The organism is Exiguobacterium sp. N5 (assembly GCF_025842465.1).
Classification (GTDB): domain Bacteria; phylum Bacillota; class Bacilli; order Exiguobacteriales; family Exiguobacteriaceae; genus Exiguobacterium; species Exiguobacterium profundum.
Window position 1 is genome coordinate 254,849 of the sequence record NZ_JAPAEP010000002.1, and the last position, 25,344, is coordinate 280,192.

The 25,344-nt window shown below is 48.7% G+C and carries 25 protein-coding genes; 6 read left to right on the forward strand and 19 right to left on the reverse strand.

Annotated features, from left to right (window positions below):
- The first annotated feature begins 70 nt into the window (after nucleotides 1–70).
- Complete coding sequence (locus tag OKS35_RS12155) at nucleotides 71–613, forward strand: histidine phosphatase family protein (protein WP_214784513.1); 543 nt, start codon at nucleotides 71–73, stop codon at nucleotides 611–613.
- A 26-nt stretch (nucleotides 614–639) separates the two neighbouring features.
- Here the strand turns inward: OKS35_RS12155 and OKS35_RS12160 are convergent, their stop codons facing one another.
- The 4 genes from OKS35_RS12160 to OKS35_RS12175 all read right to left on the reverse strand — a co-directional run bounded on the left by OKS35_RS12160 (nucleotide 640) and on the right by OKS35_RS12175 (nucleotide 3,526).
- Nucleotides 640–1,503, reverse strand: a complete 864-nt coding sequence (locus OKS35_RS12160; RefSeq protein WP_074035182.1) for a DegV family protein — start codon at nucleotides 1,501–1,503, stop codon at nucleotides 640–642.
- A 115-nt stretch (nucleotides 1,504–1,618) separates the two neighbouring features.
- Nucleotides 1,619–2,101 carry a methylated-DNA--[protein]-cysteine S-methyltransferase gene (locus tag OKS35_RS12165; protein ID WP_047795745.1) on the reverse strand — a complete coding sequence of 161 codons (483 nt, stop codon included), beginning with the start codon at nucleotides 2,099–2,101 and terminating at the stop codon, nucleotides 1,619–1,621.
- Nucleotides 2,088–2,981 (reverse strand): DNA-3-methyladenine glycosylase family protein, encoded by an 894-nt coding sequence (locus tag OKS35_RS12170; protein WP_214684942.1) that lies wholly within the window; start codon nucleotides 2,979–2,981, stop codon nucleotides 2,088–2,090. Before OKS35_RS12170 ends, OKS35_RS12165 begins: the two co-directional genes overlap by 14 nt.
- Nucleotides 2,978–3,526 (reverse strand): bifunctional transcriptional activator/DNA repair enzyme AdaA, encoded by a 549-nt coding sequence (locus OKS35_RS12175; protein ID WP_047795743.1) that lies wholly within the window; start codon nucleotides 3,524–3,526, stop codon nucleotides 2,978–2,980. The genes OKS35_RS12170 and OKS35_RS12175 overlap by 4 nt, the downstream gene beginning before the upstream one ends.
- A 173-nt stretch (nucleotides 3,527–3,699) precedes the next feature.
- On the opposite strand from OKS35_RS12175, the gene mprF reads away from it, so the two are divergent.
- Nucleotides 3,700–6,192 carry a bifunctional lysylphosphatidylglycerol flippase/synthetase MprF gene (gene mprF, locus OKS35_RS12180; RefSeq protein WP_264093145.1) on the forward strand — a complete coding sequence of 831 codons (2,493 nt, stop codon included), beginning with the start codon at nucleotides 3,700–3,702 and terminating at the stop codon, nucleotides 6,190–6,192.
- Between the two features lie 47 nt (nucleotides 6,193–6,239).
- Here mprF and OKS35_RS12185 read toward each other — a convergent pair whose 3' ends face one another.
- The 10 genes from OKS35_RS12185 to OKS35_RS12230 all read right to left on the reverse strand — a co-directional run bounded on the left by OKS35_RS12185 (nucleotide 6,240) and on the right by OKS35_RS12230 (nucleotide 17,839).
- Nucleotides 6,240–8,630, reverse strand: coding sequence for a carbohydrate binding domain-containing protein (locus OKS35_RS12185; protein ID WP_264093146.1), 2,391 nt, complete (start codon nucleotides 8,628–8,630; stop codon nucleotides 6,240–6,242).
- Nucleotides 8,631–8,792: 162 nt separating this feature from the next.
- Entirely contained in the window at nucleotides 8,793–9,362 is a 570-nt protein-coding gene (locus tag OKS35_RS12190; RefSeq protein WP_264093147.1) for a DUF1349 domain-containing protein, read from the reverse strand.
- Nucleotides 9,337–9,879, reverse strand: a complete 543-nt coding sequence (locus OKS35_RS12195; protein ID WP_214784528.1) for an NUDIX hydrolase — start codon at nucleotides 9,877–9,879, stop codon at nucleotides 9,337–9,339. The genes OKS35_RS12190 and OKS35_RS12195 overlap by 26 nt, the downstream gene beginning before the upstream one ends.
- 13 nt (nucleotides 9,880–9,892) lie before the next feature.
- The gene (locus tag OKS35_RS12200) at nucleotides 9,893–10,387 is read right to left on the reverse strand and encodes an LURP-one-related/scramblase family protein (protein ID WP_214784532.1); all 495 of its coding nucleotides are present in this window, start codon (nucleotides 10,385–10,387) and stop codon (nucleotides 9,893–9,895) included.
- A 61-nt stretch (nucleotides 10,388–10,448) separates the two neighbouring features.
- On the reverse strand, nucleotides 10,449–11,114 hold the full coding sequence (locus tag OKS35_RS12205) for an HAD hydrolase-like protein (RefSeq protein ID WP_264093148.1): 666 nt from the start codon (nucleotides 11,112–11,114) through the stop codon (nucleotides 10,449–10,451).
- Between the two features lie 108 nt (nucleotides 11,115–11,222).
- A complete protein-coding gene (locus OKS35_RS12210; RefSeq protein ID WP_264093149.1) occupies nucleotides 11,223–12,593 on the reverse strand; it encodes an alkaline phosphatase in 1,371 nt (456 codons plus the stop codon).
- A gap of 137 nt (nucleotides 12,594–12,730) precedes the next feature.
- A complete protein-coding gene (locus OKS35_RS12215; protein WP_214784541.1) occupies nucleotides 12,731–13,381 on the reverse strand; it encodes a FusB/FusC family EF-G-binding protein in 651 nt (216 codons plus the stop codon).
- Between the two features lie 121 nt (nucleotides 13,382–13,502).
- On the reverse strand, nucleotides 13,503–13,769 hold the full coding sequence (locus tag OKS35_RS12220; protein ID WP_214784544.1) for a CD3324 family protein: 267 nt from the start codon (nucleotides 13,767–13,769) through the stop codon (nucleotides 13,503–13,505).
- 246 nt (nucleotides 13,770–14,015) lie between these two features.
- Nucleotides 14,016–16,790 (reverse strand): glycoside hydrolase family 3 protein, encoded by a 2,775-nt coding sequence (locus tag OKS35_RS12225; protein WP_214784547.1) that lies wholly within the window; start codon nucleotides 16,788–16,790, stop codon nucleotides 14,016–14,018.
- Complete coding sequence (locus tag OKS35_RS12230) at nucleotides 16,787–17,839, reverse strand: alpha/beta hydrolase (RefSeq protein WP_413815725.1); 1,053 nt, start codon at nucleotides 17,837–17,839, stop codon at nucleotides 16,787–16,789. The genes OKS35_RS12225 and OKS35_RS12230 overlap by 4 nt, the downstream gene beginning before the upstream one ends.
- A gap of 163 nt (nucleotides 17,840–18,002) precedes the next feature.
- On the opposite strand from OKS35_RS12230, the gene OKS35_RS12235 reads away from it, so the two are divergent.
- A complete protein-coding gene (locus tag OKS35_RS12235) occupies nucleotides 18,003–19,448 on the forward strand; it encodes a DEAD/DEAH box helicase (protein WP_214784551.1) in 1,446 nt (481 codons plus the stop codon).
- A gap of 262 nt (nucleotides 19,449–19,710) precedes the next feature.
- Here OKS35_RS12235 and OKS35_RS12240 read toward each other — a convergent pair whose 3' ends face one another.
- Nucleotides 19,711–20,904, reverse strand: coding sequence for a DUF4317 domain-containing protein (locus OKS35_RS12240; RefSeq protein ID WP_015880257.1), 1,194 nt, complete (start codon nucleotides 20,902–20,904; stop codon nucleotides 19,711–19,713).
- A 280-nt stretch (nucleotides 20,905–21,184) separates the two neighbouring features.
- Between OKS35_RS12240 and OKS35_RS12245 the strand changes: the two genes are divergently transcribed.
- A complete protein-coding gene (locus OKS35_RS12245) occupies nucleotides 21,185–21,817 on the forward strand; it encodes an HNH endonuclease family protein (protein ID WP_074035207.1) in 633 nt (210 codons plus the stop codon).
- A gap of 20 nt (nucleotides 21,818–21,837) precedes the next feature.
- Nucleotides 21,838–22,080, forward strand: a complete 243-nt coding sequence (locus tag OKS35_RS12250) for a hypothetical protein (protein ID WP_031424128.1) — start codon at nucleotides 21,838–21,840, stop codon at nucleotides 22,078–22,080.
- A 227-nt stretch (nucleotides 22,081–22,307) separates the two neighbouring features.
- Here the strand turns inward: OKS35_RS12250 and OKS35_RS12255 are convergent, their stop codons facing one another.
- The 3 genes from OKS35_RS12255 to OKS35_RS12265 all read right to left on the reverse strand — a co-directional run bounded on the left by OKS35_RS12255 (nucleotide 22,308) and on the right by OKS35_RS12265 (nucleotide 24,085).
- Nucleotides 22,308–22,979, reverse strand: a complete 672-nt coding sequence (locus OKS35_RS12255) for a DUF3600 domain-containing protein (protein ID WP_264093152.1) — start codon at nucleotides 22,977–22,979, stop codon at nucleotides 22,308–22,310.
- Nucleotides 22,969–23,490 (reverse strand): sigma-70 family RNA polymerase sigma factor, encoded by a 522-nt coding sequence (locus OKS35_RS12260; protein WP_074035210.1) that lies wholly within the window; start codon nucleotides 23,488–23,490, stop codon nucleotides 22,969–22,971. The genes OKS35_RS12255 and OKS35_RS12260 overlap by 11 nt, the downstream gene beginning before the upstream one ends.
- Before the next feature lie 118 nt (nucleotides 23,491–23,608).
- A complete protein-coding gene (locus OKS35_RS12265) occupies nucleotides 23,609–24,085 on the reverse strand; it encodes a peptide-methionine (S)-S-oxide reductase (RefSeq protein WP_074037859.1) in 477 nt (158 codons plus the stop codon).
- Nucleotides 24,086–24,157: 72 nt separating this feature from the next.
- On the opposite strand from OKS35_RS12265, the gene OKS35_RS12270 reads away from it, so the two are divergent.
- Nucleotides 24,158–24,412 (forward strand): hypothetical protein, encoded by a 255-nt coding sequence (locus OKS35_RS12270; protein WP_031424121.1) that lies wholly within the window; start codon nucleotides 24,158–24,160, stop codon nucleotides 24,410–24,412.
- A gap of 12 nt (nucleotides 24,413–24,424) precedes the next feature.
- On the opposite strand, the gene OKS35_RS12275 is transcribed toward OKS35_RS12270, so the two are convergent.
- On the reverse strand, nucleotides 24,425–25,339 hold the full coding sequence (locus tag OKS35_RS12275) for a hypothetical protein (RefSeq protein WP_264093153.1): 915 nt from the start codon (nucleotides 25,337–25,339) through the stop codon (nucleotides 24,425–24,427).
- Nucleotides 25,340–25,344 lie beyond the last annotated feature (5 nt).

Consider the following 25,344-nt stretch of genomic DNA (forward strand, 5'->3'; position numbering starts at 1 on the left):
TATGATATGAAATAGTTTTACATATATTTCATTATTGGCTTTTCACTAAAAATGATCAAGGAGAATCCATATGCCCACACTCTATTTGATTCGCCACTGCTCAGCCGCGGGCCAAGAACCTGACGCACCGCTCACAGAAGACGGTCACGCCCAGTCTTTATGGCTTCGCGATTTCTTTTCTGAACTCACAATCGACCGGATCATCTCAAGCGATTATACCCGTGCAGTCGCTTCGGTCACGCCACTCGCCGATGCGCATCAGCTCTCGATTGAACGTGAACCGTTACTGAGAGAACGCATCCTATCTCACGAACCGCTCGAAGACTGGCTGACCCCATTACGTCAGTCATTCAGCGACCCGACGTTCAAACTGCCTGGTGCCGAATCGGCTGAGGAGGCGACGCAGCGCATCCTACAAGTCGTCGAGCACGCCAAAGCTCCGCATGCTTCGACCCTATTAGTGACACACGGCAATCTGCTCGCACTCTTATTGCAACATCTCGACCCGCAATATGACTTTGAGACATGGCGTAAGATGCGTAACCCAGATGTCTATCGTCTCGATTATCACGACAGCACACCGGTCATCGAGCATATTTGGCCAAACAAATAAGCCGTCTCGCGATGAGACGGCTTTTGTCACTTCTCTACGAAAAACATCGAGATGGCACCAAGCCCGACATGTGTCCCGACCGAGACACCCATCTGCATAAGGTAAATCTCGCCGGCAAAATCGGTTTCGGTTTCGAGCTTCACTTTTAAGTTCTCCGCAATCCGTTGGTCCGATGTGTACCCGATGATCACGAAATTCGTGATGTCCGGGTTGACGCGTTTCACGAACTCGTCCGTATAATGCTTCAGCACTTTACGGGTGCCTCGTTCCTTGGCAACAATGGCACCTTTCCCGTTTTTCATACTCATGATGGGTTTTACCATCAGTAGTTTCCCGATGATAGCACTCGCGTTTGAGATTCGTCCGCTTTTGATCAAGTGGTCGAGGTCATCTACGGATAAGAAGTGCTTCACTTTCGTCTTGTACGTCTCATTGAAGTCAACGAGCTCTTCGAACGTCGCACCGGCTTCACGCATCTGTGCGCTCTTCAGCAACAGCCAGCCGCTACCATGACTCATCGAACGAGAGTCGACGACATGGATTTTGACAGGTGAGTCAGGATGCGCTTCTTCAAAGTACTCTTTTCCGATGACTGCCGATTGATACGATCCGCTCGTCCCACTCGACATGCAGATACATAAAATCTCCTCATGGCCGGCAGCGACCGCATCTTCCATCAATCGTAAGAACGTCGCTGGGCTCGGCATCGCCGTCGTTGGGAATTCCGGGAGCGCTTCCAACATTCCGTAAAAATCATCCGGCTGGATATCCACCCGGTCCTGGTAAGACATATTATTCATGGTGATGATCAACGGCGCGACCCCGATGTTGTACTGTTCAAGCACTGCATCTGATAAGTCACACGTCGAATCTGCTAATAATTTAATCATGCATTCCTCCAAAACTTTCTCCATAAGTGACGGGAATCATCCTATAACTTCGTCGATTCCGACGTCACGATAGGACCTCTTCTAGTGTAGCAGATTTGGAGGGGGAAATGTTTTTTTACTGGGGTTGATGTGCGACTTGTTTTTCATGTTGCAAGAGCCATTCTTTTCGCCAAAGTCCACCGGCATAGCCCGTCAATTTCCCAGTCGATCCGATGACGCGATGACAAGGCACGACGATGCTCAGTTTGTTGCGTCCGTTCGTTGCTCCGACTGCGCGAACAGCCGTAGGTCGCTTCACGCGTTCGGCAAGTTCGCGGTAAGAAGCCGTCTCCGCATACGGGATGGTTTGTAACGCATCCCACACGTCATGCTGAAACGTTGTCCCGATTTGCTCAGTCGGGAACGTGAACGTCATACGCTCGCCACGAAAGTAGGCGTTTAGTTCATCCCGGCACTGTCGCAATACATTTGGTACATCTTGCTCCATACTTCGTTTGCTTTCCCGTTCGACGAATAAGATCGATTGAACGACCTGCTCCGTCCCGATGATTTCTAGGACGCCAATCGGTGTCTCCACGTCTAATTTATACGTTCCCATATAATGACCTCCACAGATAGAATGTCGCGTATCCTTCCCAACCTTGCCACGATTCACCGTAACGCTTCACTTCTTCAATCGTTGGTTTCTTCGCTGTCCCTAACTGATGCTGAATCGCTTGATGCAATCCGACATCCGCAATCGGAAAGGCTGATGCGTCCTGAAAACACTTCATCAACACATAGTCTGCCGTCCATGCTCCGACACCTCTTATCGCGAGTAACCGTTGACGGATATCAGCTGAAGAGTGTGATTGTAAAGCCGTTTTTGACAGGTCTCCATTCGTTATTTCCCGTGCAATATCAATGACATACTCTGCTTTCCTGCGACTGAATTGAAGCTCACGTAATTCTTCCGGTTCGAGCAAGGCGATTCGTTCCGCCCACGGGAACGTCCAGTACGCTCTTCCTTCGACGACTCGATGGTCTCCATATCGTTCAACGAAGCGTCGTTTGATCGTATACGCAAACGACAAGGTGATCTGTTGCCCGATGATGGCCCAAACGAGTGCTTCGAACAAATCTGGAAAGCCAATCATCCGTAATCCGCGATGTGCTTCAATCAAAGGAGCCAGCAATTCATCCTCTTCACCCATCGCTTCAAACGGCGCTAAATCACGATCAAGGTCTAACCAGTCTCGTACCTCACGTGCGACACGTTCTTTTTCTGTCTCTGATACTTCATCGAAAGGGAACCGTACATGAATGTGATTCCCCTCTTCTCGAAGCTCGATCAGGATGAGCCGTTCCCCGATTCGCATCAACTTTCGAACCGTGTCAGGTGTGGTCACATGGAGCACTTCTTGTTCTGACCGACTTAAAAAGACGAGACACTCTTGAAAATCAAACGGCTGCTGAACAGCGAGTAGCATCTCTGTCATAGGTCCTCTCCTTTTCGATACGTGTTCGGTGTACAGCCTTTTACTTGTCGGAACACACGGTAAAAGTTCGATGGTGTTTGAAACCCGACCTCATAGCAGACCGTCAGATTACTCATGTCGGTCGTTCGCAACAAATAAGCCGCCTTGTCGATCCGAATCCGTTCAAGTAGTTGCCTCGGAGTCTCTCCTGTCGCCTGGGTGAATGTCCGCTCCAAATGAAAGGGACTCAGTTGGGCGTGTTCGGCAATCTGTTCAAGGCGAATGGGTTGTTTATAATGGTTCACGAGATACGCCGTCACTTGTTGAACGAGCGCACGGTGTGGGGCGTGTTCGACTTCTGGCTGACATCGCTTGCACGGTCGAAATCCATTCGTCTCCGCTTCTTCTCTCGTTACGTAAAAATCAACGTTCTCTTTCTTCGGTTTGCGGGATCGGCACGATGGTCGGCAATAGATCCCTGTCGTTTTCACGGCTGTATAGAACAATCCGTCATAAGTTGCATCGCAGGCGAGCACTTTCGCCCACTTTTCGTCAAACGTCAACATCTCCACACCCCTTTCTCCTTTCACTGTAGCAAATCTAAAATCAACATTTCGTCCTCTTTCTTGCGCTTACAATCCCCTCTTTTTGAAACGTTTTACAGATTTCAATCGTATCCTATAGTACGATTTAGACAGAAGCTGCTGTCAGTCCTATGGCAGATAAGGAGAAGATCGCAATGCGTACTCGTTTTTCATGGAAACAATTAAAATGGCTCATTCCTATAGCGTTAATCGGTTTGATTTTGATTCAGAGCGGACAAGAGTTGAAAGACCTCTCGCTCGCGACCGCCTTCACGACACTGAAACAACTGACCGGTTGGGAACAGTTCACACTCATCCTACTCGGTGGATTCGCTGTCTTGACGATGACGGGCTATGACTATTTCTTGCTACGCTCTTTACATATCGAGCTACCGAAACGAAAAATCGTTCAAACAGCGTGGATCACGAACTCGATGAACGGGATGCTCGGCTTCGGCGGCGTAATTGGGATTGCCCTTCGTACATCCCTCTACCGTCCCTATACGGATACGAAACGCCTACTCCGTGCCATCGGCTGGATGACCCCGACACTCATCAGTGGTCTGTCCATTCTTTCCATCGGTGTGCTCCTCGGAATCTTCCCGGCCGGCGGGCTTGTCGGTACGAAACCGTGGATTTGGCCGGTGCTACTCGCCGTGAGTGCGATGCTCCCATTTTATTTGTTCGTCACATCACGCCGATCAAATGTCGGGTGGTCCACTCTGCTCGGGTACACGATGACCTCGATCGCAGAATGGGTCACCGCAGGATTCGTCGCCATTTATGCCTTGACGTTACTAGACGGGTCGGCCTCGTTCGTGCAACTCTTCGGGGTATTCATCGTCGCGACGGTCGTCGGTGTCGTCTCCCTCGTCCCTGGGGGTGCCGGAACGTTTGACTTACTGTATCTCGTTGGGATGACTCAACTTGGGATTCATCAAGACATCGTTTTGTCTTCACTAATCATCTATCGATTCGTTTATTTTGTCGTTCCCTTTTTAATTGGACTTTTTCTCGCAGCCATCGCATTCGGAGATCAGGTCGTCAAACAAATCGAGTACCGGCCAATCATCGGGTCTTCTTATGAGATTGGGACCGTCGTCTGGCGCGTCGTTTCGCGGACGCTTGCGAAGATTGGACGCTTGACTGGAAGTCTCATCGCACTCATGAGCAGTCTGTTGATTTGGTTCCAGACGCTTCTCCCGAGCGTGACGCCGCTCTATGAAGTGAATCGCTGGTTTGAATGGATTGGGACCCTTTTCTTATTGAGTGCCGGACTTCTCATGTTTTTATCCGTCTATGGCATGTATGTTCGGACAAAACGAACACTCTGGTTACTCAACACTGCCTTCATCTTGGCGACCATCGGAGTCATCGCTCGTGGGTTAAACCTGTTTGAGACCTTCGTCGTCATCGGGTTTGCGATGTTCGTCTGGTTGACACGTAAACGACACGTCCGATACCGTTCGATTTTAACGACAGGACGTCTCATCCGAAGCTTGATTTACGTCCTGCTCTATGTCGGCACCCACGCCCTCTTATTGCAGTCATTCGCAGGTACAGACAACTTATTCTTCACATCGCATCAAGCCGGTTGGTTGACGACGTTCGTCTTATTGTTAACTTCAATCGTAGCAAGTGTACTCCTGCTCTTGTTCGATCGTTGGAAACGTCCGGCGCTTGGAGAGGCCTATGATGAACATCGCATCCGACAGTTCCAGGCAACACAGCCCACATCGAGCAGTTTTGATTTGGCCCATATGGCAGATAAGCGTTTTTACATGAACGAGGCAGGAGATGCGTGTCTGTTGTTTGCGACGACTCGGAACCATGCCATCGTCCTTGGTGATATCCAAGGAGAGAAACAGGCTGCGACTTCTCTTTTGACACGATTCATTGAAGATGCAGATCGGATCGGGTATATCCCTTTATTTTATCAAATCACACCGAATTGGATGCCCCGCCTCCATGATGCTGGATTCACGTTCTTCAAACTAGGGGAAGAGGCGACGATTGACGTCTCGACCTTCTCCTTATCCGGGAAGAAGCGTGCAAATATGCGCTCTCTCTACAATCAGTTTGAGAAGAAAGGAATCACATTCGACATCGTCTGTGAACCAAGCCTCTTGCTGTTACAAGAGTTAAAAGACATCTCAGACGAATGGATTGGGAATCGAAATGAGAAAGGCTTCTCTCTCGGATTCTTCGACTATGAAACGTTGACACGTTATCCGATTGCCTTGTTGCGAGATGCGGACGGTGTCGTCGTGGCTTTCATTTCGCTACTCCGGGGAGACGGGGCCATCTCCATCGATTTGATGCGTTCGAAAAATGATGCGCCGACCGGATCGATTGAAGTATTGATCCTTCACATCATCGAATGGGCTCGCGCAGAAGGCTATGACCATGTCGGACTCGGCGTGGCACCACTTGCCGCGGTCGGAGAGCAGACGTTCTCCCATTGGCCGGAGCGCATCGCCGCCGACATTTTTGAAAACATCAGTTACATCTATCCGTTCAGTGGCTTACGACAGTTCAAACAGAAGTTCAAACCGTCGTGGGAAGGACGCTATCTCGCGTTTCGTCAACGCCGGAAGTTACTACCCTCGATTTTACGGACAGCGCGATTGATTAGTCGGAAACGCTAAAAAACAGGAATTTCTCATCGTGAGAAATTCCTGTTTTACGTATCATCTTATTTCAACGTCACACTCACATTGTCAATTGTGATGTCATGAGCCCCGAGTGGCGACCCTTCTGTGCGTCCCATCAAGAACTTCAATCCTGTGACATCTGTCACCGGCATCGTCACTTCAAACGTGTACGTGTTCGCTTCCGGTGTGACCGCTACGACTTCGCTCAAATAGCGATAGTACCCGACATTCTCTAACGTCACTTCGAATGAACGAGCGACAGTAGAGGATGCATCGAATTGGACGACGTAGGTTTGATCTTGTTGTAGTTCAAGACCGCCTTGCTCCATGAGCACACTCCACGCTTCGTTCCCTTCTTGCGTAATCGAGATACGTGCCGCCTCATTTACCGCTTCGACAGCAGCCTGTGCGTCAAAGTGTACATAGGAGCCCCAGTTGGTGAGACCTTCTGTGAATGCACCGTTTTTAAGTGGAGACAGGTCGATATAAACCGGTGTGACATCGCGCAACTCGACGTCATCGATTTCAATCGCACCTTTTTCAGAACCGAGAATGAACTGAAGTTGACTCATGAGGTCCGTTCCGGCTTCCATCGTGAACGGAATTTCATACGTATCGAATGCTTCAGATAAAGCGACACGCTGAAGCGGAAGATAAGCGTCACCATTTGCTCCGTTCAATCCGACTTGAAGACCGTCTACACGCTCCGCACGGGCTTTGAAGCGAAGAACGTATTCATGTCCCTCTTGCAATTGAATGCCTTGTTGCACCAATGTAGCCGGTGCTCCTTTTTTCTTGTTCGTTTCAAAACGGAAGAGACGCTCTACCGGGTCGACCGTTCCTGTCCCTTTCGTGACGCCTGGGTCGAACGTCCAATACGTCATGCGGTCCATCACCCCTTGGTCGAACGTACCGTTATACACATGGTTCCCGTCCCCAAGCATCGGTTTTGTCGCATTCGGATCGAACGCCTCACGAGGTGTCTGCTCGACACGGACGTTCCCAATTTGGACACCCGACGTGCTGAGTCCGACGTTGAACTCAAGACGTGCCGCAAGGTCAGTCTCTTCTGTCATATCGAATGTCATCGAGTACGTTTGAACGTCTGTCGTCAAATCGAATGACCCTTCATCAGAATATTTTGCATAGCCTCGGTCCGGACCCCCACCGACTTTAACGGCAATGGAACGCGCCGCATCCGCCTTAGCGTCAAACGTCACTTTATAGTGGCCACCTTGTCCGAGCGATACGTTTTGAATCAATTGATGCGAGTATGGTTGGCTTCCTGCTTGATCAATCGAAATGTCAGCAAAACGTGACCCTGCCAAGTCGATCACATCGATGGAACCGACGCCACCAAAGTCAGGAAGCGCCACGTAGTTCCAATACGTCGGGTTGAGCGCCTGCGCACCGTTCGTTACCGTCGTGATTGGTTTTACATAGTCTTCATCATAGACGAGATTCCCGTCTTCTAAAGGTTGCTTCGCTCCTTCTGGCAATACGACTTCTTCATTCGAATATGTTGGCTCGACAGCATCGCGATACTTCCCGTTCTTCAAGTCAAAGACGCGGACGTAATCGACTTCCATCTCTGCCGGGAACGGTGTCGTCTCGTCAACATCCCCATCGAACCATCCACCGACCGCCAAGTTCATAATCAAGTAAAAATCTTGGTCGAATGGTGCAGGGTAGCTATATTTCGATGCTTTGTTCGCTTCTTTCGCATACCAGTCATTTTGCGTTTGATAGAGCTGACCGTCTACATACCAACGAATCTCACCTGGTTCCCACTCGACCGCATATGTATGCCACTTGTCGATGCCGTCACCTTCTGCGAAGTGATAATCTTTCCCCGTATATTTGTTGTTCGGCCACGTTTCTCCGTAGTGAATCGTGCCAGCGACTTTATCTGGCTGACTGCCCCACGATTCCATGATGTCGATTTCACCTGATGCGGCCCAACCACCGTAGCGGTCTTCTTCTGGCAGCATCCAAAACGCCGGCCACAGTCCTTTACCGGTTGGAAGTTTGGCTCGCATTTCATAACGACCATATGTCTTACCGAACGTCCCCTTCGTCGTCAACTTCGCCGATGTGTAATCATAGGTACCGAATTGATCCGATGCTTGTTCTTTCTTTGCACGGATGACGAGCTTCCCGTCTTTCACGAAAGCGTTTTCGTTTTTGTCCGTGTAAAATTGCTTCTCATTGTTTCCCCAACCGGCAGCGACTGGATTTCCGTCTTTGTCGACAATCCAGTTCCCCGTTTCAAAATTCCATTTCGAGTGATCGATTTCAGACTTGCTAAACTCATCTGACCAGACAAGTTTCCACTTAGCGTCATCGGCTTTTGAACTCTTTTCAGCCGGCACCTCTTGTGGCAAGGATAGGGCAAGGCCTGTCCCGAGTGCGAGTGCAACCCATTTCTTCATCGTGCGTCCTCCTTTAGGATAAATGATTGTCATATGTCAGTCCGTACTTTTGAAAGCGATTTCCGAAAGCGCTTTCGATAAATCCATTATAGATTTTTCTTTGCTAAAACTTCAACCACTTTTCGGAAGTGAAATCAAACTGACACATAAAAAAGCACCGACTCACGTCGATGCTTCCCTTAGTTCCCAATTCGAAAATGTCACGTCAAAACCTGTCGCATTCACATCCGGACTACAGGCATATGGACCGATGCGTAATGTCGATACGTCATGGAGATGGGCAATGCGAAGCTGTTCACGCATACCGTCACCATATTCAAAGAAAATCTCCACATCTCCATCTGTATACACGATTTCAAACGTCAACGGATTGCGAACCATGTCATTTGAAAAATCACGTGTCGACCAATCTGAATAGCCAAACGAGGTGACGACTGCGCCAAGATGGGACGGTCTATCCGGAATGTACTCGACAGACGTCTTGATCCAATGGTCATCGTTCACATATAAGACGATCCCGGCCTGATCATATGTATGGCTCGGTTCCATCTGGATTGTCGCCCGACATGTGAATCGTTGGGTTTTGACGTCTGTTAGTCGTGCATGCGCCGTCATGCGGTTAAATCCGTAATGTGTATTTCGCCAAAAGTCTGTATCTGGCAGCGTGCGAAAAGTGAGCGGTTCAAATCCGTTCACGCTATTCGGTTCATTTATCCACTTGTACGTATGCATGATGATCAATCCCTCCCCATTGACCTCGCATGGCAAACAGTAACGGTATCATCGGCGTGTGATACGGTATGAATTCATGCTGTTGAATCATCTGCAGAATTGTCGCCTCATCCGCCCATTTCACGGCCTGTACTTCAGATTCTTGAAGCGTCAGCTCATTCAAATCCACTTCCATTTCGACCAAATAAATATCGTCAAACCCTTCGTCAAAATTGACTGTCAGGTGCGGTCGCGTCTGGGATAGATCAAGCTTGAGTCCAATCTCCTCTTCGAGCTCCCGCATGGCGGCTTGCTGGCTTGTATCTCCTACCGTGGCACTTCCACCGACTGTGATATCCCACATGTTGGCCCAACCATCCTTGAACGGTTGGCGCTGTTGAATCAGCATCTCGCCCTTCTCGTTAAAGATACACACGTGAATCACAAGGTGATACTCGCCTTCTGGCAATCGACTTCCTCGTTGCCACGTGCGACCGGTCTTTTCTCGGTCGACCGTATAGACGTCCCAAAATTCCATTCGATACTCCCCTTTATGTTGCTGCGCTAGATGCCGCTGCTTGATCTGCTTTCGCGCAATCGATTGCTACGACGATAGAGATAAGAAGGTGCTCCATCTCCGGTTCTTCGACACGAATCTCGTAACTATCGCCCCATGAGAACCATTTCTTTTGTACACTTCCGATCGAATGTCCGTTCTTCGTCACATCAAAATCCATGTCCCACCAATCTCCTTGGACATCGATCCCGGCTGCATCGATTGAATATTTCGGTTTGAAAAACGAGAACTCTTTCGAGATGGTCATCATATCTGTGCCGTCCACTTCCACAAAAAATTTCGGTAAAAAACTGAACGTCTTTTTCGTGATTGTCGTGACCGTCTGATCGTTCGTATCTTTGATTTCGAATGATTTTGGAAACTTCATAAAGCTACCTTCGATGAAATATTTGTCATGTCCGTCCGCATCCTTGATGGTGAAACGTCCGCGTAAGCTAAACACTTTTTGTTTCATGTAGAGCGTGTGCATGATGATCCCTCCGATTTGTTGTAGTCCTTTACTTACGAGTCCAATCTCGAAATCGATTCACTTATAGCGAAGCCGTCTCCTTTGAAACGATATCGAGAACTTCTGCCAAGTGATTCACAACGTAATTCGCTTCTTGTAACTCTACTTCTTGTGCGAAGTCAAAACGACAGCCGATTGAAATGAGTCCGATCGCTCGTGCAGCCGAGATATCCGATAATCGGTCACCTACCACGAAGCCCTCCTGCAGTTCATACTTCTTCACGATTTCAGCCACCAAATCGCCCTTATCCAACGTGTCGATTTGTTGAATGCTATAAGTTTCTGTGATCCAACGATCCAATTCATAGTGCGTGACGATGGCTTGTAAATAGTCCACCAAACCATTGCTTGCGACGAAGATGGAATGCCCCATTTGATGCAATTGTTCAAACAGTTCGAGTACCCCTGCATATAATGCTCCATTCCCGTTTTCGATGTTTTTGATGAGTCGTGTTAAGAAATAGGCATCGACCTCTTCTCTAGTTTGTTCGTCGTGTCGTGGGAGTAAGGTTTTCCAAACAACGGGCAATGGTACGCCCATGATCTTTCGGTATTCGTCAATCGGTGTCGGCCCATCCCATTCTCCATTTTTTCGTAGGTGTTCAAACGTTTCATCCAACGCCAACTCTAAAATCAAATCTGTCCGAAACAATGTTCCGTCCATATCAAAAATCACTGCGTGTTTCATCCGCTTCCCCCCTCGTTAATCGAATCATGGTTGTCTGTCTATCATACGACAACCTCACAATAAAAAAACTACGCAGGAATTCCGCGTAGTCTTAGCATATTCCCTTACTTATTTGATTTTCCCTTTATTCTTCAACAAGTTGAAGATTCGTTTTGCTTGATCGGTGTTATCACTCATACCGACGAACTTCTCTTGTTGTGGCCCGAACGCATATACCGGCACGTCGTCACCCGTATGACCGTCCGTCGTCCAGCCCGTTCCCGAACGCTGATCGAAGATTTTCTCGATGGCGTTGTCGATTTTCGTGACGTCATTCGTCTCAGCCGCTTTCTTCACAGAAGTAATTTCTTCAGACGTCAATTCCAAATCAATGTTCTCACGTAAGACAGCTTCTACGTCCGCTCCAGCTTCGATTTCTTTCGCCATGAAGTCTGGAGTACGTTTCGCTGCTTGAATCGGAGTCGGATCCCAGTTATAGTTCCCGTCCGCCCCAACTGAAATACCGCCAGTCGAGTGATCCGCCGTCACGACGACTAACGTCTCACCGTTTTCTTTGGCGAAGTCACGAACGACCTCAAACGCTTGCTCAAAGTCCTTCATCTCACTCATCGCGCCGACAACATCGTTGTCATGTCCGGCCCAGTCAATTTGACTTCCTTCTACCATGAGGAAGAATCCATCCTTATCCCCTTTCAGTCGATCAAGAGCGGATGTCGTCATGTCCGCAAGACTAGGTTGTTCGTCTGAACGGTCAATCATCTTATCCATGCCGACTTCCGCGAATAGACCGAGTACCTGTTTGTTATCGTCCTGCTTCATCTCTTCTGCTGACGTGACGTAACTGTAGCCGTCTTCTTGGAACTGCTTGGCGATATTACGGTCTGAGCGTTCGAAGAATTTCGTTCCGCCTCCTAGCATGACGTCCACTTTATGCTCCCCATCAATCAAATCATCATAATAATCATTGGCGATCGCATTCTCACTCTTACGTTGCTCCTCGTGTGCCCCGTAAGAAGCCGGTGTCGCATGCGTGATTTCAGACGTCGCGACAAGTCCTGTCGACATTCCATTCTCTTTCGCTTGTTCAAGTACCGTTTTTACATCTGTTTTGTCGTTATCAACGGCAATCGCGTTGTTATACGTTTTGACACCAGAGCTCATCGCCGTTGCGGCCGCCGCCGAGTCGGTCACGTTCTCCGCATCGTCTTCAGGATACGTCGACTGCATGCCCACCAAATGTGGATCGAAGGCAGTCGGTTCCATCTCCACCGTCTCTTCATTGTCGTTCATGTAACGAAGTGCTGTCGTATACGGCACGCCCATCCCGTCCCCGATCATAAAGATGACATTTTTCGCCTTATGATTCTTTGAATCCTTTGCTGCTTCTGCTTCGTTTTGTTGTTGAACACCAACGATTCCCCCGAGCGCAAGCGTCGACACGACTGCGAGTGGAACGAACTTCTTCATTGTCTTTTTCATCTGTAAACCCTCCCGAATATGTGCTACTTCTGTAGCCTAACGAACTTTTGTAAAGATACATTTTCAGAATGAATACAGCCCTGTATGGTTTTTGTAAATGCCGCCATTTCAACAACATAAAAAGCCTGACTCTCTCGTCAGGCCTGTAACGCTGTATGAACAAAAGTATGCAAAGCCTCTTGGCTCGTGATGTGTTCGTTGCACGTCTTACTGTCGGCACATATATATGTGCCAATGGCTTTGTAATAGTCCGGATTTTTCGCTTGTTTCGCTTTCGTGATCGTAACGCAGTACGTCACATCCGTGAACTGATTACAAAAGGCACATATATTTTTCTTCGTATTCGTACTCGGTTTACATGCAATGCCAATCAATTGACCTTCGTATTGGCAAATCATCAACTTTTGATCGGAACGTCCATCATTCCAACTCAAATACGTGAGTCTTCCAAAATCAACATCGGATAACTCCGGCAAGCGCAGCTTCTTTTGTTTCGGGAACAAACTCTTCAGCTGCTCGGCAGAAATAACGGGAAACGGTTGAACCCATTCTCGTAATTGTTGCATGTATTCGTCGAACGCTTCGTTCGTCTGTAGCGTCTCGAACTGTAACAGCTTCAGTTGTTCAGTCGTCGCTTCAGGGAATGCATACATCACTTTCGATTGTGCCAAGTCGATGACTGCTCGCAAGACAGAAGGCGGCAGGCTTTGCGTTCGACTCCCTTTGACGAGCGTCACTTGTTCTTTGATGAGATTATATTGTTCGTTTTGAATAAATGGATCTGACATTTTGTCGCCCCCTTCCTCCATCTTCAGTTTACAGGAAACGATGCTTCCTTACTGTGTACACTTTGATTAAGAAACATAGTCGACCTAAAAAGGTACGACTAGCGAACTAGTCGTACCTCCTTCATCTCGAGCGGTATACAATCTTTCGAATCGTATGCGTCGCCAAATGATAGGACTTGGCCAGATTTTCGATTCGCTCTCCATTCCGAAACGCTGCGCGTATGGCTTCGTTTCGTTCATCAAGTAATTGTTTTCCACCGTTGACCGACCCCCATTTCCGTTTCGTGTCAGTCGGGGTCGGCACATATAACGTTTCACCTTGTACGTATTGTTGCACCTCTTGCAACAATCGTTCTGGCAGGATTTGTTGCGCATTGACGTACTTCATCATACCTCGCTCCTTATTGAATGAATCCAATCCGATAAGGGAGCAAAGCCAAGTGGTTTACGTTAAAATCAAGCGATCAAGGTATTCGTTTCGCCCCATGCAAGTGATCGCCTTTCGTCCAAATGGCTTTGCATGAGTGCGTGAAGACCTAGAAAATCGAAGCCGATTTTCCACGGGTATGCGCCTCCTTTACGATGTGTCGTTCTTTCGATTATACAGGATTCAATGAATCGGCAAAAGGGCGGCTCAGCCGTTCTTCATACTGAATTCATCTGCGAGCTTGAAGGACACGTCCTTCACTTCTAATCCGCTTAACGCGAAATAGAGCTGGAGATAATTATGTTGGTTCAAGAAGAAGACCTGCTTCGTCTGCGTCACCCATTCTCCGTCCGTCCCATTAAACGTGAACGTCGCACCCGGGATATTGTTCGCAAATAATGTCACCGGCATCTGTGCCAACTCTCCCGCGTTCGAACGGGCAGTCAACGTGATGTCATACGTCCCCGTTTGGTCGACCGAGATGGCGAAGACGTGTGTGTTTCCGGTCGAGGTATCGATTCCTGACAAACCCACATGTTCCCCGTTTTCGAGATGTTGGTAGTCCAACTCAAATGTATCCTGTTGATTCATCTCATCCTCAAAGCCGAGCACCTCGACGGAACCGTCATGAATCCCGAGAAGACGCTCCATCGCCGGTGATTTCAAGATGAACGTACAAATGTTGCGCGCGCTCCGCAACAACTCGCCCCGTGTGACAATCCCTTCTTCGAGTGATGCCATCGTGTTATCCTCGAACGAGTTGAGGTCCGGACGGTCGACGACCATGTACAAGTCGTTTTGTGAGCGAACCATCGCTGCCGTATTTTGACGATTGGCCGACTCATCCTCACGGAAGTTCACTTTTGCCCACCAGTCTGTCATGACGATGCCTTCAAAGCCCCACTCATCACGTAAGATACGCGTATTTTGATCGTATAGACCAGCCGTCCAGATCCCGTTGACCGCGCCGTATGTCGTCATGATGGACGATGCGCGTCCTTCTTTCACCGCCATCTCGAACCCTTTCAAATAAATCTCGCGTAACGCCCGCTCCGAGACGACCGAGTCGATATCGTGACGATGCGCTTCTTGGTTATTGGCGCTGAAGTGTTTGAGCGTTCCCGTCACCCCGACACGATGCATGCCGTTCAATTGAGCGACCGCCATCTTCCCAGTCAAATGCGGATCTTCCGAGAAATACTCGAAGTTCCGTCCGTTCAACGGGTTACGGTGAATGTTCATCCCGGGTCCGAGCAACGTATCGATGCGGTTTTTCCGCATCTCGAGCCCTGTCATCTCGAACAAGTCTTCGACGAGATCGACGTTGAACGTAGAAGCCAAGAGTGTGCCGTTCGGAAGCGCGAACGCCTTCGTTCCGATATCCATGCGAATGCCTGATGGACCATCGGCACAACACGCCGCTGGAATCCCGAGTTCGTTCAATCGGTCGGACACACCACCGAACGCCGCTGCCGTCCCCGGCGTGACACGCGGTGAGTTCATCCCTTGTCCGCGAACGATTGTCGCCAAATCCTCATCTGTCAATTGATCTAAGAATGTGTCAAGTGACGCCTTTCCATGATACACATCGCTTAATTTGATACCTTGGTCACCCGTGAACACTCTAGTCTCAGGGCGTTCTTCCAAATAACGTGTCTCGACGTCAACGGCGCGAAGCGGCGTCGACTCGTAGCCCACTTCAAATCCCTGTTCGCCTTGAATTGGTTTCATCCGTTCGAACGGGAGGACAGGCGCCATATTTTCGCTTAACGTCTCGAGGACACGTTGCTCCTGTTGCTCGACTTCGAGAGCGAGTGTAGCCGAACGCACATCCGTTCCGACGTACAACCGATACGTTCCTGCCTCTAAAACGAAGCTCGATTCATAACCCGTCACGCCAGAGTCGTCATAGCTCGCAAAGTCAGTCATGTGGACGTTGAAAGAAAGGATTTGGCGCTCGCCCGGTTCAAGAAGCAAGGTTTTCTCGAACGCCACCAATGACCGGAACGGATTCCCGAGCTTCCCTTGCGGTTTCTCGACGTAGAGTTGGACGACTTCTTTCCCATCGCACTCACCCGCGTTCGTCACTTCCACCTCGACCGTCAGGACACCATCAGTTTCTGCGGTATGCTTTACCCCCGTTTTGAACGTCGTGTAAGACAGTCCGAATCCGAATGGATATAAGACATCCTCCTTCGCGAACGTTTCGAAGTAGCGATAACCGACATAGATGTCTTCTTGATAAATGCCTTTATCTGCATGACCAAAGTTCTTCGTCGACGGATAATCTTCAATCGATTGAGCAATCGTATCCGTCAGTTTCCCGGAAGGACTCACATCTCCGACGAGCACGTCGACGAGTCCTTTTCCACCTTCCATCCCACCTTGCCATGCATAGAGGATGGCACTCGGCTCCTTCGCCCACTTCATGTCGATGATGTTCCCAACGTTCAACACGACGACCGTCTTGTCGAAGCGTTTCGTGACGCGCTCGATCATCGTATGTTCGATATCCGTCAATAAGTAACTACCCGGATCGGCCGTGTTGTCACGGTCTTCTCCTGCCGTACGTCCAATCATGATGAGGGCGACATCTGATTCTTGTGTCGCCTGTTCGACGAGTTCGTCCGTTACGTCCATCTCCTGTTGCGACCACGGTTCACCGGCCCAACCGACACCTTGGTCGAATGGATTCTCCTTCACCCATTCCTCATACGTCGCATAGAGCGATTCATTGATATGAATATCTGGACGCTCGCGCAATGCCTCGAGCGGCGTCGTGACATGTCCGACGTTCACCATCCCGCCTGAGCCCGTACCGCTCTTGTAGTAATGGAACTGGCTACGACCAAATACGGCGAGCTTCGTCCCTGACTGTAATGGGAGGGTCTTCTGTTCGTTTTTGACTAACACGACACCTTCCGCGACCGCTTGACGTGCCAATTCCTCATAACGAGTCCAATCCAATGTATACTGTTTCATTTCGTCAGCTCCTTAAGTCCTTTTGCGATTACATTCATACAATCGTCTGCCTGTGGATAGTCTCCCAACTTGTCCATGAAGGCATGGTCCATCCCCCGATATTGAATGAGGCGTGTCGGGACACCCGCTCGTGCCAGTTTCCGCGCATACGCCTCCCCTTCGAGTCGTAAGTAATCGTACTCCGCCGTCACAATCAAAGTCGGTGGTAGGCCTGAGACATCGTCTGCGAATAATGGTGAGACGAGCGGATGCGTGACATTCACCTCCCCTTGAAGATAGAGGTCATTTAAGAGCGAATCCGAGTCGGCGAGGGCGAGCACAACACCTCGAATTAGGTCGTGATGATGCGAGATATCATAAGCATCGAGCGCCCATTTAAAATCATCTGTCGGAATCGAACCCAGATTGACGACGGGATAGACGAGCGCTTGATAACAAATGCGTCCTTCCCCTCGTTCTTGCTCCATCAGACAGCAAGCCGTTGCCAAATTACCGCCAGCACTATCCCCTGCGACAGCAATTTGATCACGAAGGACGTTCAACTCCGTCGCGTTGGCATATACCCATTCCAAAGCGCGGTAACAGTCATTCAATCCGGCCGGGAACGGATGCTCCGGGGCGAGACGATAATCGACGGAGAGGACAACCGCGTTCGCTCGTTCCGAAAGCAATTTACAAGGATTCTCAACCGTCTCGAGCGTGCCTCCGAAGAAACCGCCACCATGGAAGAAGAGAATGGCTGGGATGGCTTCAGTATGATGCGGACGATACAGACGAACCGGGATGTCACCGTCCTCACTAGGAATCATGAGATACTCGGTTTTGATATCAGTCGTCGTCTGATCCCGGTTCGGCCACCCCATGCTGGCACGTGCCACCTCGAGGTCAAATGCTGTATCCGGTTCATCGTGTGAAGAATGATTTGTGGTCAACGTCGCAAAAACACGTGGGTCAAGGTCGCCGGTACGGTCTGCATCCGGTATGGGTTTGATGACGGTTTCGAGGTGGTTTGTTCTCGTAAGTTGCTGATGCTGATTCAAATAATCCATGAGATTTTCATAACTGTGTTTCAATATGTAGACCCCTTTCACCAGTACTTATTTTTATATGAAATTGGCTTTCCTAATGCCTTTCGGTCTATAATGGACTGTATTGCAAATAGACATTGAAATTTTCTGAAGCAGAAGTTTTCACGAAAGAATGAGGTTACCCATGAACAAACAGCAATTTACTGATTATCGCCTGAGCGACGAGATCACGCGCGCATTAGGCATTATGAAATACGAATCACCGACTGAAGTACAACAGCAGGTCATCCCGCGTGCGCTCGAGCGTGAAGACTTAATCGTCAAAGCACAGACCGGAAGCGGAAAGACAGCTGCTTTCGGAATTCCGGTCATCGAGCTCATCGACTGGGCCGAAAACAAACCCCAAGTGCTCGTCTTGACACCGACACGCGAACTCGCCGTTCAAGTACGGGAAGACATGACGAACATCGGACGTTTCAAACGAATCAAAGCGACTGCCGTCTACGGGAAAGAACCGTTCTCGAAACAGCGTGAAGAGTTGAAGCAAAAGACACATATCGTCGTCGGTACGCCAGGTCGCGTCATGGACCATATCGAGCGTGAGACCCTCTCACTCGACTGCGTCGAATACTTGATCATCGATGAAGCGGACGAGATGCTCAACCGCGGCTTCCTCGCTGACGTCGAGAAGATTCTTCAACAGTTGCCGAAAGACCGCGTCACGATGGTCTTCTCTGCGACATTCCCACAAGATATCGAACGTCTCTGCCAGAAGCATATGAATGCTCCGGCACGTGTCGCGATCGAATCGACCGGCATGACCGCTTCGACAATCGAGCACCGCCTCCTCCCTGTTCACCGGAACGAGAAACTGGCTGTGCTTCAAGACATCACGGTCGTCGAGAACCCGGACAGCTGTATGATTTTCTGTCGGACGAAAGAGAACGTCGACACGGTGTACGCCGAGCTCGACAAAGCCGGTTACTCGGCTGAACGCCTTCACGGCGGACTCGAGCAAGAGGACCGTTTCGCCGTCATGAACGGATTCAAGATGGGTAACTTCCGCTACCTCGTGGCGACAGACGTCGCAGCACGTGGAATCGATGTCGACAACGTCGAGCTCGTCATCAACTATGACGTTCCTGTCGAAAAAGAAAGTTACGTGCACCGGACAGGTCGTACCGGACGTGCCGGCAAACAAGGAACAGCAATCACGCTTATGACCCGTCAGGAAGAACGTCTCATCAACGCGATTGAATCATACGTTCAATTCGAGATTCCGATGATCGATGCGCCGACAGAAGCGGAAGTTGCGGCTAACCAAGATGCCTTTGAGCAGAAGTTGAGCGGACGACGCGTCGTTCGAAACAATAAGACAGCTCGTATTAACCAGGACATCATGAAGCTTCACTTCAGTGGCGGGAAGAAGAAAAAACTTCGCGCCGTCGACTTCGTCGGAACAATCGCCAAAATCCCTGGCGTATCCGCTGACGACATCGGAATCATCACAATCAATGATCAAATGACTTACGTCGATATTTTGAACGGAAAAGGTTCGATTGTCCTTCAAGCGATGGAGACGACGCCGGTCAAAGGGAAGAAATTAAAAGTAAGCAAAGCGCGTAAATAATACAACTCTAGCCTCAAAGATGATATTCGTCTTTGAGGTTTTTTGTTGTTTCATAAATTCCGAAAGCGCTTTCGATAAACACTAAAAAAAATATAGCTTTTAGAAAACGTTTTCACCTGCATCATACCTGTATCAAAGATTGAATTCAACCTTCCTCACTCGATTGTCAAAAAAGAGCCCAAGGTTTACGCCTCGGACTCTTAGCTTGAACGTTCACTCGTGAACACTACAACATACTCGATTGGATGTATCGCTATCTTGATTAGTCTAATGATTCTTCAGAGATGAGCTTGAACCCTTCAATCTCCGTCTCCTCTTCCACTTCAATCAACAAGCACGGTTTCCCCTTATAGTTCACCTGCTTCACATATTTCAAGTCTTGCGGACTGACGGAAATATTGGCCACTTTCGTATTAATTTTAATCGACTTTGACGTATACTTCGGAACGACACTCGTCGCTTTCATCTCATATTTCGTATCGTCGACGACTTGCTTGAACGCCTGCTCGACTTTCTCCGTCGTCACATCTTCCACGCCACTCGCCCGTAAGACGACCTCGACGGCACGGGAGTCGAGCATCGCTACCCTCTCTTCTTCCTGTTCGTTCTCTTCTTCGGCGACAATGATTTGATTGATCTCATCATAAACGGTCGCGAGAGTCCGGGAATTGACTTCTTCTCCGATGACCGCTTTGACCACTTCTTCGAAGACCGCCTTCTCTTCCACTGCCGTGACAATCTCCGAACCGTTCAACACGTTTTCAATGAACGTCATATCCGGTTGATGCGCTTTGTGTGCCGAATAAAGCACATGGTTCACATCGGCTGCGTTATCCGTGAAGCACGGGAATAAGAATCCACCGATCGGCGCCTCGAGTTTGATGATCGGATTCACAATCAGACTGGCTTTGAACTCCCGCTCGACGAAGTCAAAGACGAGTGATTTTTTCGGAAGCTCTGTCGGGCTGATGCTGCCGAGGATGAACTTCGTCGTATACACCTCATCGTTCGCGTGAATCTCAGACTCTTCCGAGTACCGGTTCGTCGGCTTATTATAATTCCCCCGGATGAACGTCACGACCATATCCTTCTCAAACGGCGTGTCTTTCACCATCTTCAACGCGATGCGTTGCATATAGTCCGTCCAGACGTCGGTCTCTTCCGTACGAAGTCCTTCATACAGCAAGCCTTGCGTATGGTCGACCTGACCTTCCTCAGGATATTGGAACTTCACTTCGAACAGTTTTTCATCAAGTTTTCCACCGAGCACTTTTTTGAAGTTCGTCAAAAACAGCTCCTGCTGCTCTTCTTCTAAGAACGGGAACGGACGCAACTCTTCGTAATAAATCTCATTCGTTTCCTGTCGGATGTAAATCGTATATAAGTCAGCAATTTTTAGCTTTGTCGCATTTACTTTAAACTGTCGGCGAATCGCCGCAATCTCTTTCTTGTTCATTCCATCCACCTCTTCTTTTCTCTCCATCCATGTCACTCATTATACCAGTCCTGATCGCTCACTAGTTCCAAAGAAATAACACCGGATTGTCCATTAATGCTAGAGAAGGATTTGCGATAGTCTTTCTAATCATTTTGCAGATTTTCACACTTTTTCAAAATCGTCCTGTGTATGATCAAGTTGAATTTATCGCGTGATGTTTGTCTCACTAGTTGTTTGATGAAAGGTTGCCCACTTGCTCGACAAGTGTTCATTCCAAATACATAGTAGGAGGCTTTATATGTTGAAGAAACTTATGTCTGTCGCACTTGTCGCCTTGCTCGTCTGGATTTCCGCATCGTTTGACGCTACACCAGTCTCTGCTTTCCCACCGAACATCCCATCGAAAGCGGACGCGCTCACGAAACTGAATGCCCTCACTGTCAAAAATGAAGGGTCGATGACGGGGTATAGTCGTGACCTCTTCCCGCACTGGTCGAGTCAAGGAAGCGGTTGTAACACGCGTCACATCGTCTTGAAACGAGACGCTGACTCGGTCGTCGACGAATGTCCGGTTGCGACTGGCTCATGGTACAGTTACTATGACGGAATCACGTTCACCTCAGCCTCTGACATTGATATCGACCACGTCGTTCCGCTCGCTGAAGCATGGCGCTCTGGCGCAAGCAGCTGGACGACGACAAAACGTCAAAGCTTTGCGAACGACTTGAACGGTCCTCAATTGATTGCGGTGTCCGCTTCATCGAACCGCTCAAAAGGAGACCAAGATCCGTCGACATGGCAACCCCCTCGCACCGGCGCTCGCTGTGCGTATGCGAAGATGTGGGTCGAAACGAAGAGTCGTTGGGGCTTGAGCCTTCAATCAGCGGAGAAGTCAGCACTCACGACAGCCATCAATGCTTGCAGTTACTGAGTTAGAAAAGGAGTCTTCGAATGAACGAAATCACTTCGATCTTTAAGGCAACCCACGGTGTCATGACGGAAGAAGTCGGTGTCATCAGTGGTGAGTTGGAACTGACGACGGCGTGTCAGGAAGATGGTTCCTTGACACTCCACATCACGTACGTCGGAGCGAAAGATGTATATACGCTCCCCGGCAGTCCCTATCAGCTTCATGACCCGAACGATCATACTGTCATCCATCAGATGCTCGTGAATGTTCTCGAACGGACGTAAAAAGAAGGAGTTGATCACTCGATTTGAGTGACCACCTCCTTCTTTTACTTTTTCATCATTTTTACAATGGATCGGATGACAAGATATGTCACGCCGAAGACGAACGCCACTAAAAGAAGACTTGCACCACCAATGATTCCGAATGTGAACATGTTTGTACCTCTTTTTCATTTTCTGAATTAGAACATGATGAAGATAACATATTTTCCCATCCTTATGAACCATGACTAGTTTTGTTGTTGCTTCCGATTGACCTCTCGAATAATCGCGAGTGCCTCTTCATAAGACTGTCGCAACTCATCCGGCATATCTTCGACATACTCCCCAGCACGTACTCGAATCGATTCTTCTCGCATAAGCGCTTCGATATATGCGTCATATTCGTCAGCAGTCAACACATCACGTGCAGCAGGCTGATCGTTCAATTGATCGAAGTATGGCTGAAGATCAGCAAGTGCCTGCTTCACTTCCGCTCGTTCCGCCTTCGGAATCGCTTCATAATCGACATTTCCGTTCGTATTTCCATAAGCGATTCGCGTATCCGTGAAGGTGCTCAGACCTCGCTCGAACTCTTTATATTCTGCCTCACCCAATACTCCTTTCGCTTGATTCAATTTGGCGTCCAATAACAAGTATTTCTCTAAAGTAGCACTGACGATATGTACTTTCATCTCGCCAAACGAACCGTATAACTCATCCGCCAAGAGGGATTGATAAGCGAATGCACCAGTAGGGATGAGTAGTGCCGCTGCGATTCCGACCGTCATCAACCGCCGACGGATAAATCCTGGTTCCCGGCGCATTTCTTGTTTCGCTCGCTTCACACCTTGGCGCCCCCGCTCCCGTAGCTCACCCGGAATTTCGATGTCTGCCAACACTCGCTTCATCTCACGATCCATAGCAATCAGCCTCCTTCCATTCTCGTCTCAATTTATCGACGGCCCGATACAAGGTTGTCTTCACCGTACCAATCGGCCATTCCAATAAATCTGAGATTTGTTGAAACGTGTAGTCCTGATAATATTTCAGCACGACCACACTGCGTTCATCCTCATGAAGAGAATCCATCATATCAGCGAGTGTCATCGTTATCGCGTAATCCGTTTCCGCAATTCCGATTGACTCTTCAAACTCCGGCTTCAATTGAATCACATTTTGTCTCTTCTTCATGACATCGAGCGCACAGTTGATGGTGATCTTCATCAGCCACGTCTTCAAAAATTGTGGTTCCCGTAACGTCCCGATCTTTTTAAATGCTTGATAAGCGACTTCTTGTACGACATCGAGCGCATCGTCCGGATTTTTGACGTATACGTAGGCCATCCGATATAGGTCGGCCTCGTAATGCTGAAAGATCTTTAAGAATGCTTGATCATTGCCTCGTTGCGCTTTTTGAATGAGACGTTTCATCGAACGTCCCCCCTTTTCGTTTTTTCCCTTACACTTATTAGACAGGAAACACATGCATTTGGCTTTACTCATTTGGAAAAAAATGAAAAAGGCATCTCAGAAGAGACGCCTTTGATAATTAACCGTTCTGATATTTTGTTAATAAGTCTTTCGGGATATGACAATAATCGTCCGGACAACGCGTCAGGCGGTCCTGATGCTCGTCCGCACTTCGCACATAGTTCGTGAGCGGCTTCACTTCAACAGCAATTCGTTCCGCATCCGATCGTCGATCAATAAACGCTTGCGCCTCCACCAAGTGTCGTGACTCCTCACTGTAGACACCCGTCCGATACTTCTCGCCGACATCGATTCCTTGTTGATTGATGCTGTATGGGTCGATGATTTCAAATAAATAGTGCATCAATTTTTCGACCGTCACCACATCCGGATCGAACGTCGTTTTGACGCACTCCGCGTATCCGTCATATTCCCCGTCCAACGTGTCCGTCGTCCCATTTGCCCGACCTGCTTCGGTCGAGAGGACGCCGGGTAACGTCTTCACGAATGCCTGGACGCCCCATAGACATCCTCCGGCTAAATAGATTGTTTCGATTGGAATCATCCCCCATTTCGTTGAATCTTTTCTTCAGCATACACGTATCAATGAGAGAAAGGAGAGATTCACTTGAATAAACAACGTTTCTTCATCACGCTAGCCAGTTCCATGATTCTCTTTGTCGCAATGATGTTTATTTTCCGTAACGACTTTTCACTATTCACTGAAATGGTGATTATCTTTCTATCTGTCGTCATCGGTCAGACGATTGCCAATCGATTATTCCAACGTTTCTCTAAGCAACAAGTGTCAGGCAAGACTGTATTTATTACATATGCATCTATGCTAGCGGTATTTTGGACTTTTGCGAGCATCGTTTTTTGAATGAAGATCAGATTATTTTCCTTGTACATACCCCAACCGCTTCAAATCTTCATAAACAAGCGTAGACAATAACTTTCGCCCGTCCCCATTCAAATGGTCCGGGTTATGGAAGAAGGATTGTTTGTGAATGAACCGTTCGTCCCCCATGTAGTTGAGGAATGGGACATCGATATCCAATTTTTCTAAATGCTGAAATACGAGGCGTTCCATGACCGCTTCGTCGAAATACGCATGATACGACGAATGGACCGGCTCTATCGCTAAGACGACGCGATAGCCTTGCTTCTTGCAATAATCGATGATGTCTTGTAAATATGCCATATTCTCTTCAATCTCGTGATTGTTAACGGCATTCTCATATTGGGCGGCGACTTCCTCATACTTACGCTCGGAATAGTTCAGCCCCCCATTCTCCCATGGCTTATGCGCATCGAAGCGAAAATCTCGGATTTCCCGGGAAATGGCGGCGTACGCGCTCCCACTGTTCAATGCAGGGAAGCGTTCGTGTGTATAGTAGTTGAACCAACTGACCGACTCCAAGTCTTCCCGTTCCAAGACGCGATAGTAGTTTTCTTTCCGACCGACGTTCGAATTGCTGAAGGTGATTTGTGATAACGACACAATCACGACCCCACCTGGCTTCAGATGTTCATCGTATTCTTTTAACATCTTCAAGTCATATTCGATTGGCTGACTCGGTAACGCCAAATCCAGATGCGATAATCCAAGCGACTTGAATGAATACCCGTACATCGCATGGGACGTCCCCAAATTGATGATGTCGACCGGGTGAGGGTCTTGCTTGAAGGCAAGGACAGCTCGGTTATTATTATATTCCCACGACTCTTTCACGAACTCGTTGACGGGAATGAAGATTGCGATGATGACGAGTAATACGACACCTATTTTGATTCCTAAACGCTTCATGCTAA

Excerpts from the sequence above, each read along its gene's own strand:
- OKS35_RS12275 (WP_264093153.1), bottom strand. The coding sequence starts at position 25,339 with ATGAAGCGTTTAGGAATCAAAATAGGTGTCGTATTACTCGTCATCATC.
- OKS35_RS12250 (WP_031424128.1), top strand. The coding sequence starts at position 21,838 with ATGAACGAAATCACTTCGATCTTTAAGGCAACCCACGGTGTCATGACG.
- OKS35_RS12225 (WP_214784547.1), bottom strand. The coding sequence starts at position 16,790 with ATGAAACAGTATACATTGGATTGGACTCGTTATGAGGAATTGGCACGT.
- OKS35_RS12210 (WP_264093149.1), bottom strand. The coding sequence starts at position 12,593 with ATGAAAAAGACAATGAAGAAGTTCGTTCCACTCGCAGTCGTGTCGACG.
- OKS35_RS12170 (WP_214684942.1), bottom strand. The coding sequence starts at position 2,981 with ATGACAGAGATGCTACTCGCTGTTCAGCAGCCGTTTGATTTTCAAGAG.
- OKS35_RS12160 (WP_074035182.1), bottom strand. The coding sequence starts at position 1,503 with ATGATTAAATTATTAGCAGATTCGACGTGTGACTTATCAGATGCAGTG.
- OKS35_RS12215 (WP_214784541.1), bottom strand. The coding sequence starts at position 13,381 with ATGTCAGATCCATTTATTCAAAACGAACAATATAATCTCATCAAAGAA.
- OKS35_RS12155 (WP_214784513.1), top strand. The coding sequence starts at position 71 with ATGCCCACACTCTATTTGATTCGCCACTGCTCAGCCGCGGGCCAAGAA.
- OKS35_RS12220 (WP_214784544.1), bottom strand. The coding sequence starts at position 13,769 with ATGAAGTACGTCAATGCGCAACAAATCCTGCCAGAACGATTGTTGCAA.
- mprF (WP_264093145.1), top strand. The coding sequence starts at position 3,700 with ATGCGTACTCGTTTTTCATGGAAACAATTAAAATGGCTCATTCCTATA.
- OKS35_RS12195 (WP_214784528.1), bottom strand. The coding sequence starts at position 9,879 with ATGGAATTTTGGGACGTCTATACGGTCGACCGAGAAAAGACCGGTCGC.
- OKS35_RS12190 (WP_264093147.1), bottom strand. The coding sequence starts at position 9,362 with ATGCATACGTACAAGTGGATAAATGAACCGAATAGCGTGAACGGATTT.
- OKS35_RS12255 (WP_264093152.1), bottom strand. The coding sequence starts at position 22,979 with ATGGATCGTGAGATGAAGCGAGTGTTGGCAGACATCGAAATTCCGGGT.
- OKS35_RS12165 (WP_047795745.1), bottom strand. The coding sequence starts at position 2,101 with ATGGGAACGTATAAATTAGACGTGGAGACACCGATTGGCGTCCTAGAA.
- OKS35_RS12175 (WP_047795743.1), bottom strand. The coding sequence starts at position 3,526 with ATGTTGACGTTTGACGAAAAGTGGGCGAAAGTGCTCGCCTGCGATGCA.
- OKS35_RS12185 (WP_264093146.1), bottom strand. The coding sequence starts at position 8,630 with ATGAAGAAATGGGTTGCACTCGCACTCGGGACAGGCCTTGCCCTATCC.
- OKS35_RS12235 (WP_214784551.1), top strand. The coding sequence starts at position 18,003 with ATGAACAAACAGCAATTTACTGATTATCGCCTGAGCGACGAGATCACG.
- OKS35_RS12230 (WP_413815725.1), bottom strand. The coding sequence starts at position 17,839 with ATGGATTATTTGAATCAGCATCAGCAACTTACGAGAACAAACCACCTC.
- OKS35_RS12200 (WP_214784532.1), bottom strand. The coding sequence starts at position 10,387 with ATGCACACGCTCTACATGAAACAAAAAGTGTTTAGCTTACGCGGACGT.
- OKS35_RS12245 (WP_074035207.1), top strand. The coding sequence starts at position 21,185 with ATGTTGAAGAAACTTATGTCTGTCGCACTTGTCGCCTTGCTCGTCTGG.
- OKS35_RS12240 (WP_015880257.1), bottom strand. The coding sequence starts at position 20,904 with ATGAACAAGAAAGAGATTGCGGCGATTCGCCGACAGTTTAAAGTAAAT.
- OKS35_RS12205 (WP_264093148.1), bottom strand. The coding sequence starts at position 11,114 with ATGAAACACGCAGTGATTTTTGATATGGACGGAACATTGTTTCGGACA.
- OKS35_RS12260 (WP_074035210.1), bottom strand. The coding sequence starts at position 23,490 with ATGAAACGTCTCATTCAAAAAGCGCAACGAGGCAATGATCAAGCATTC.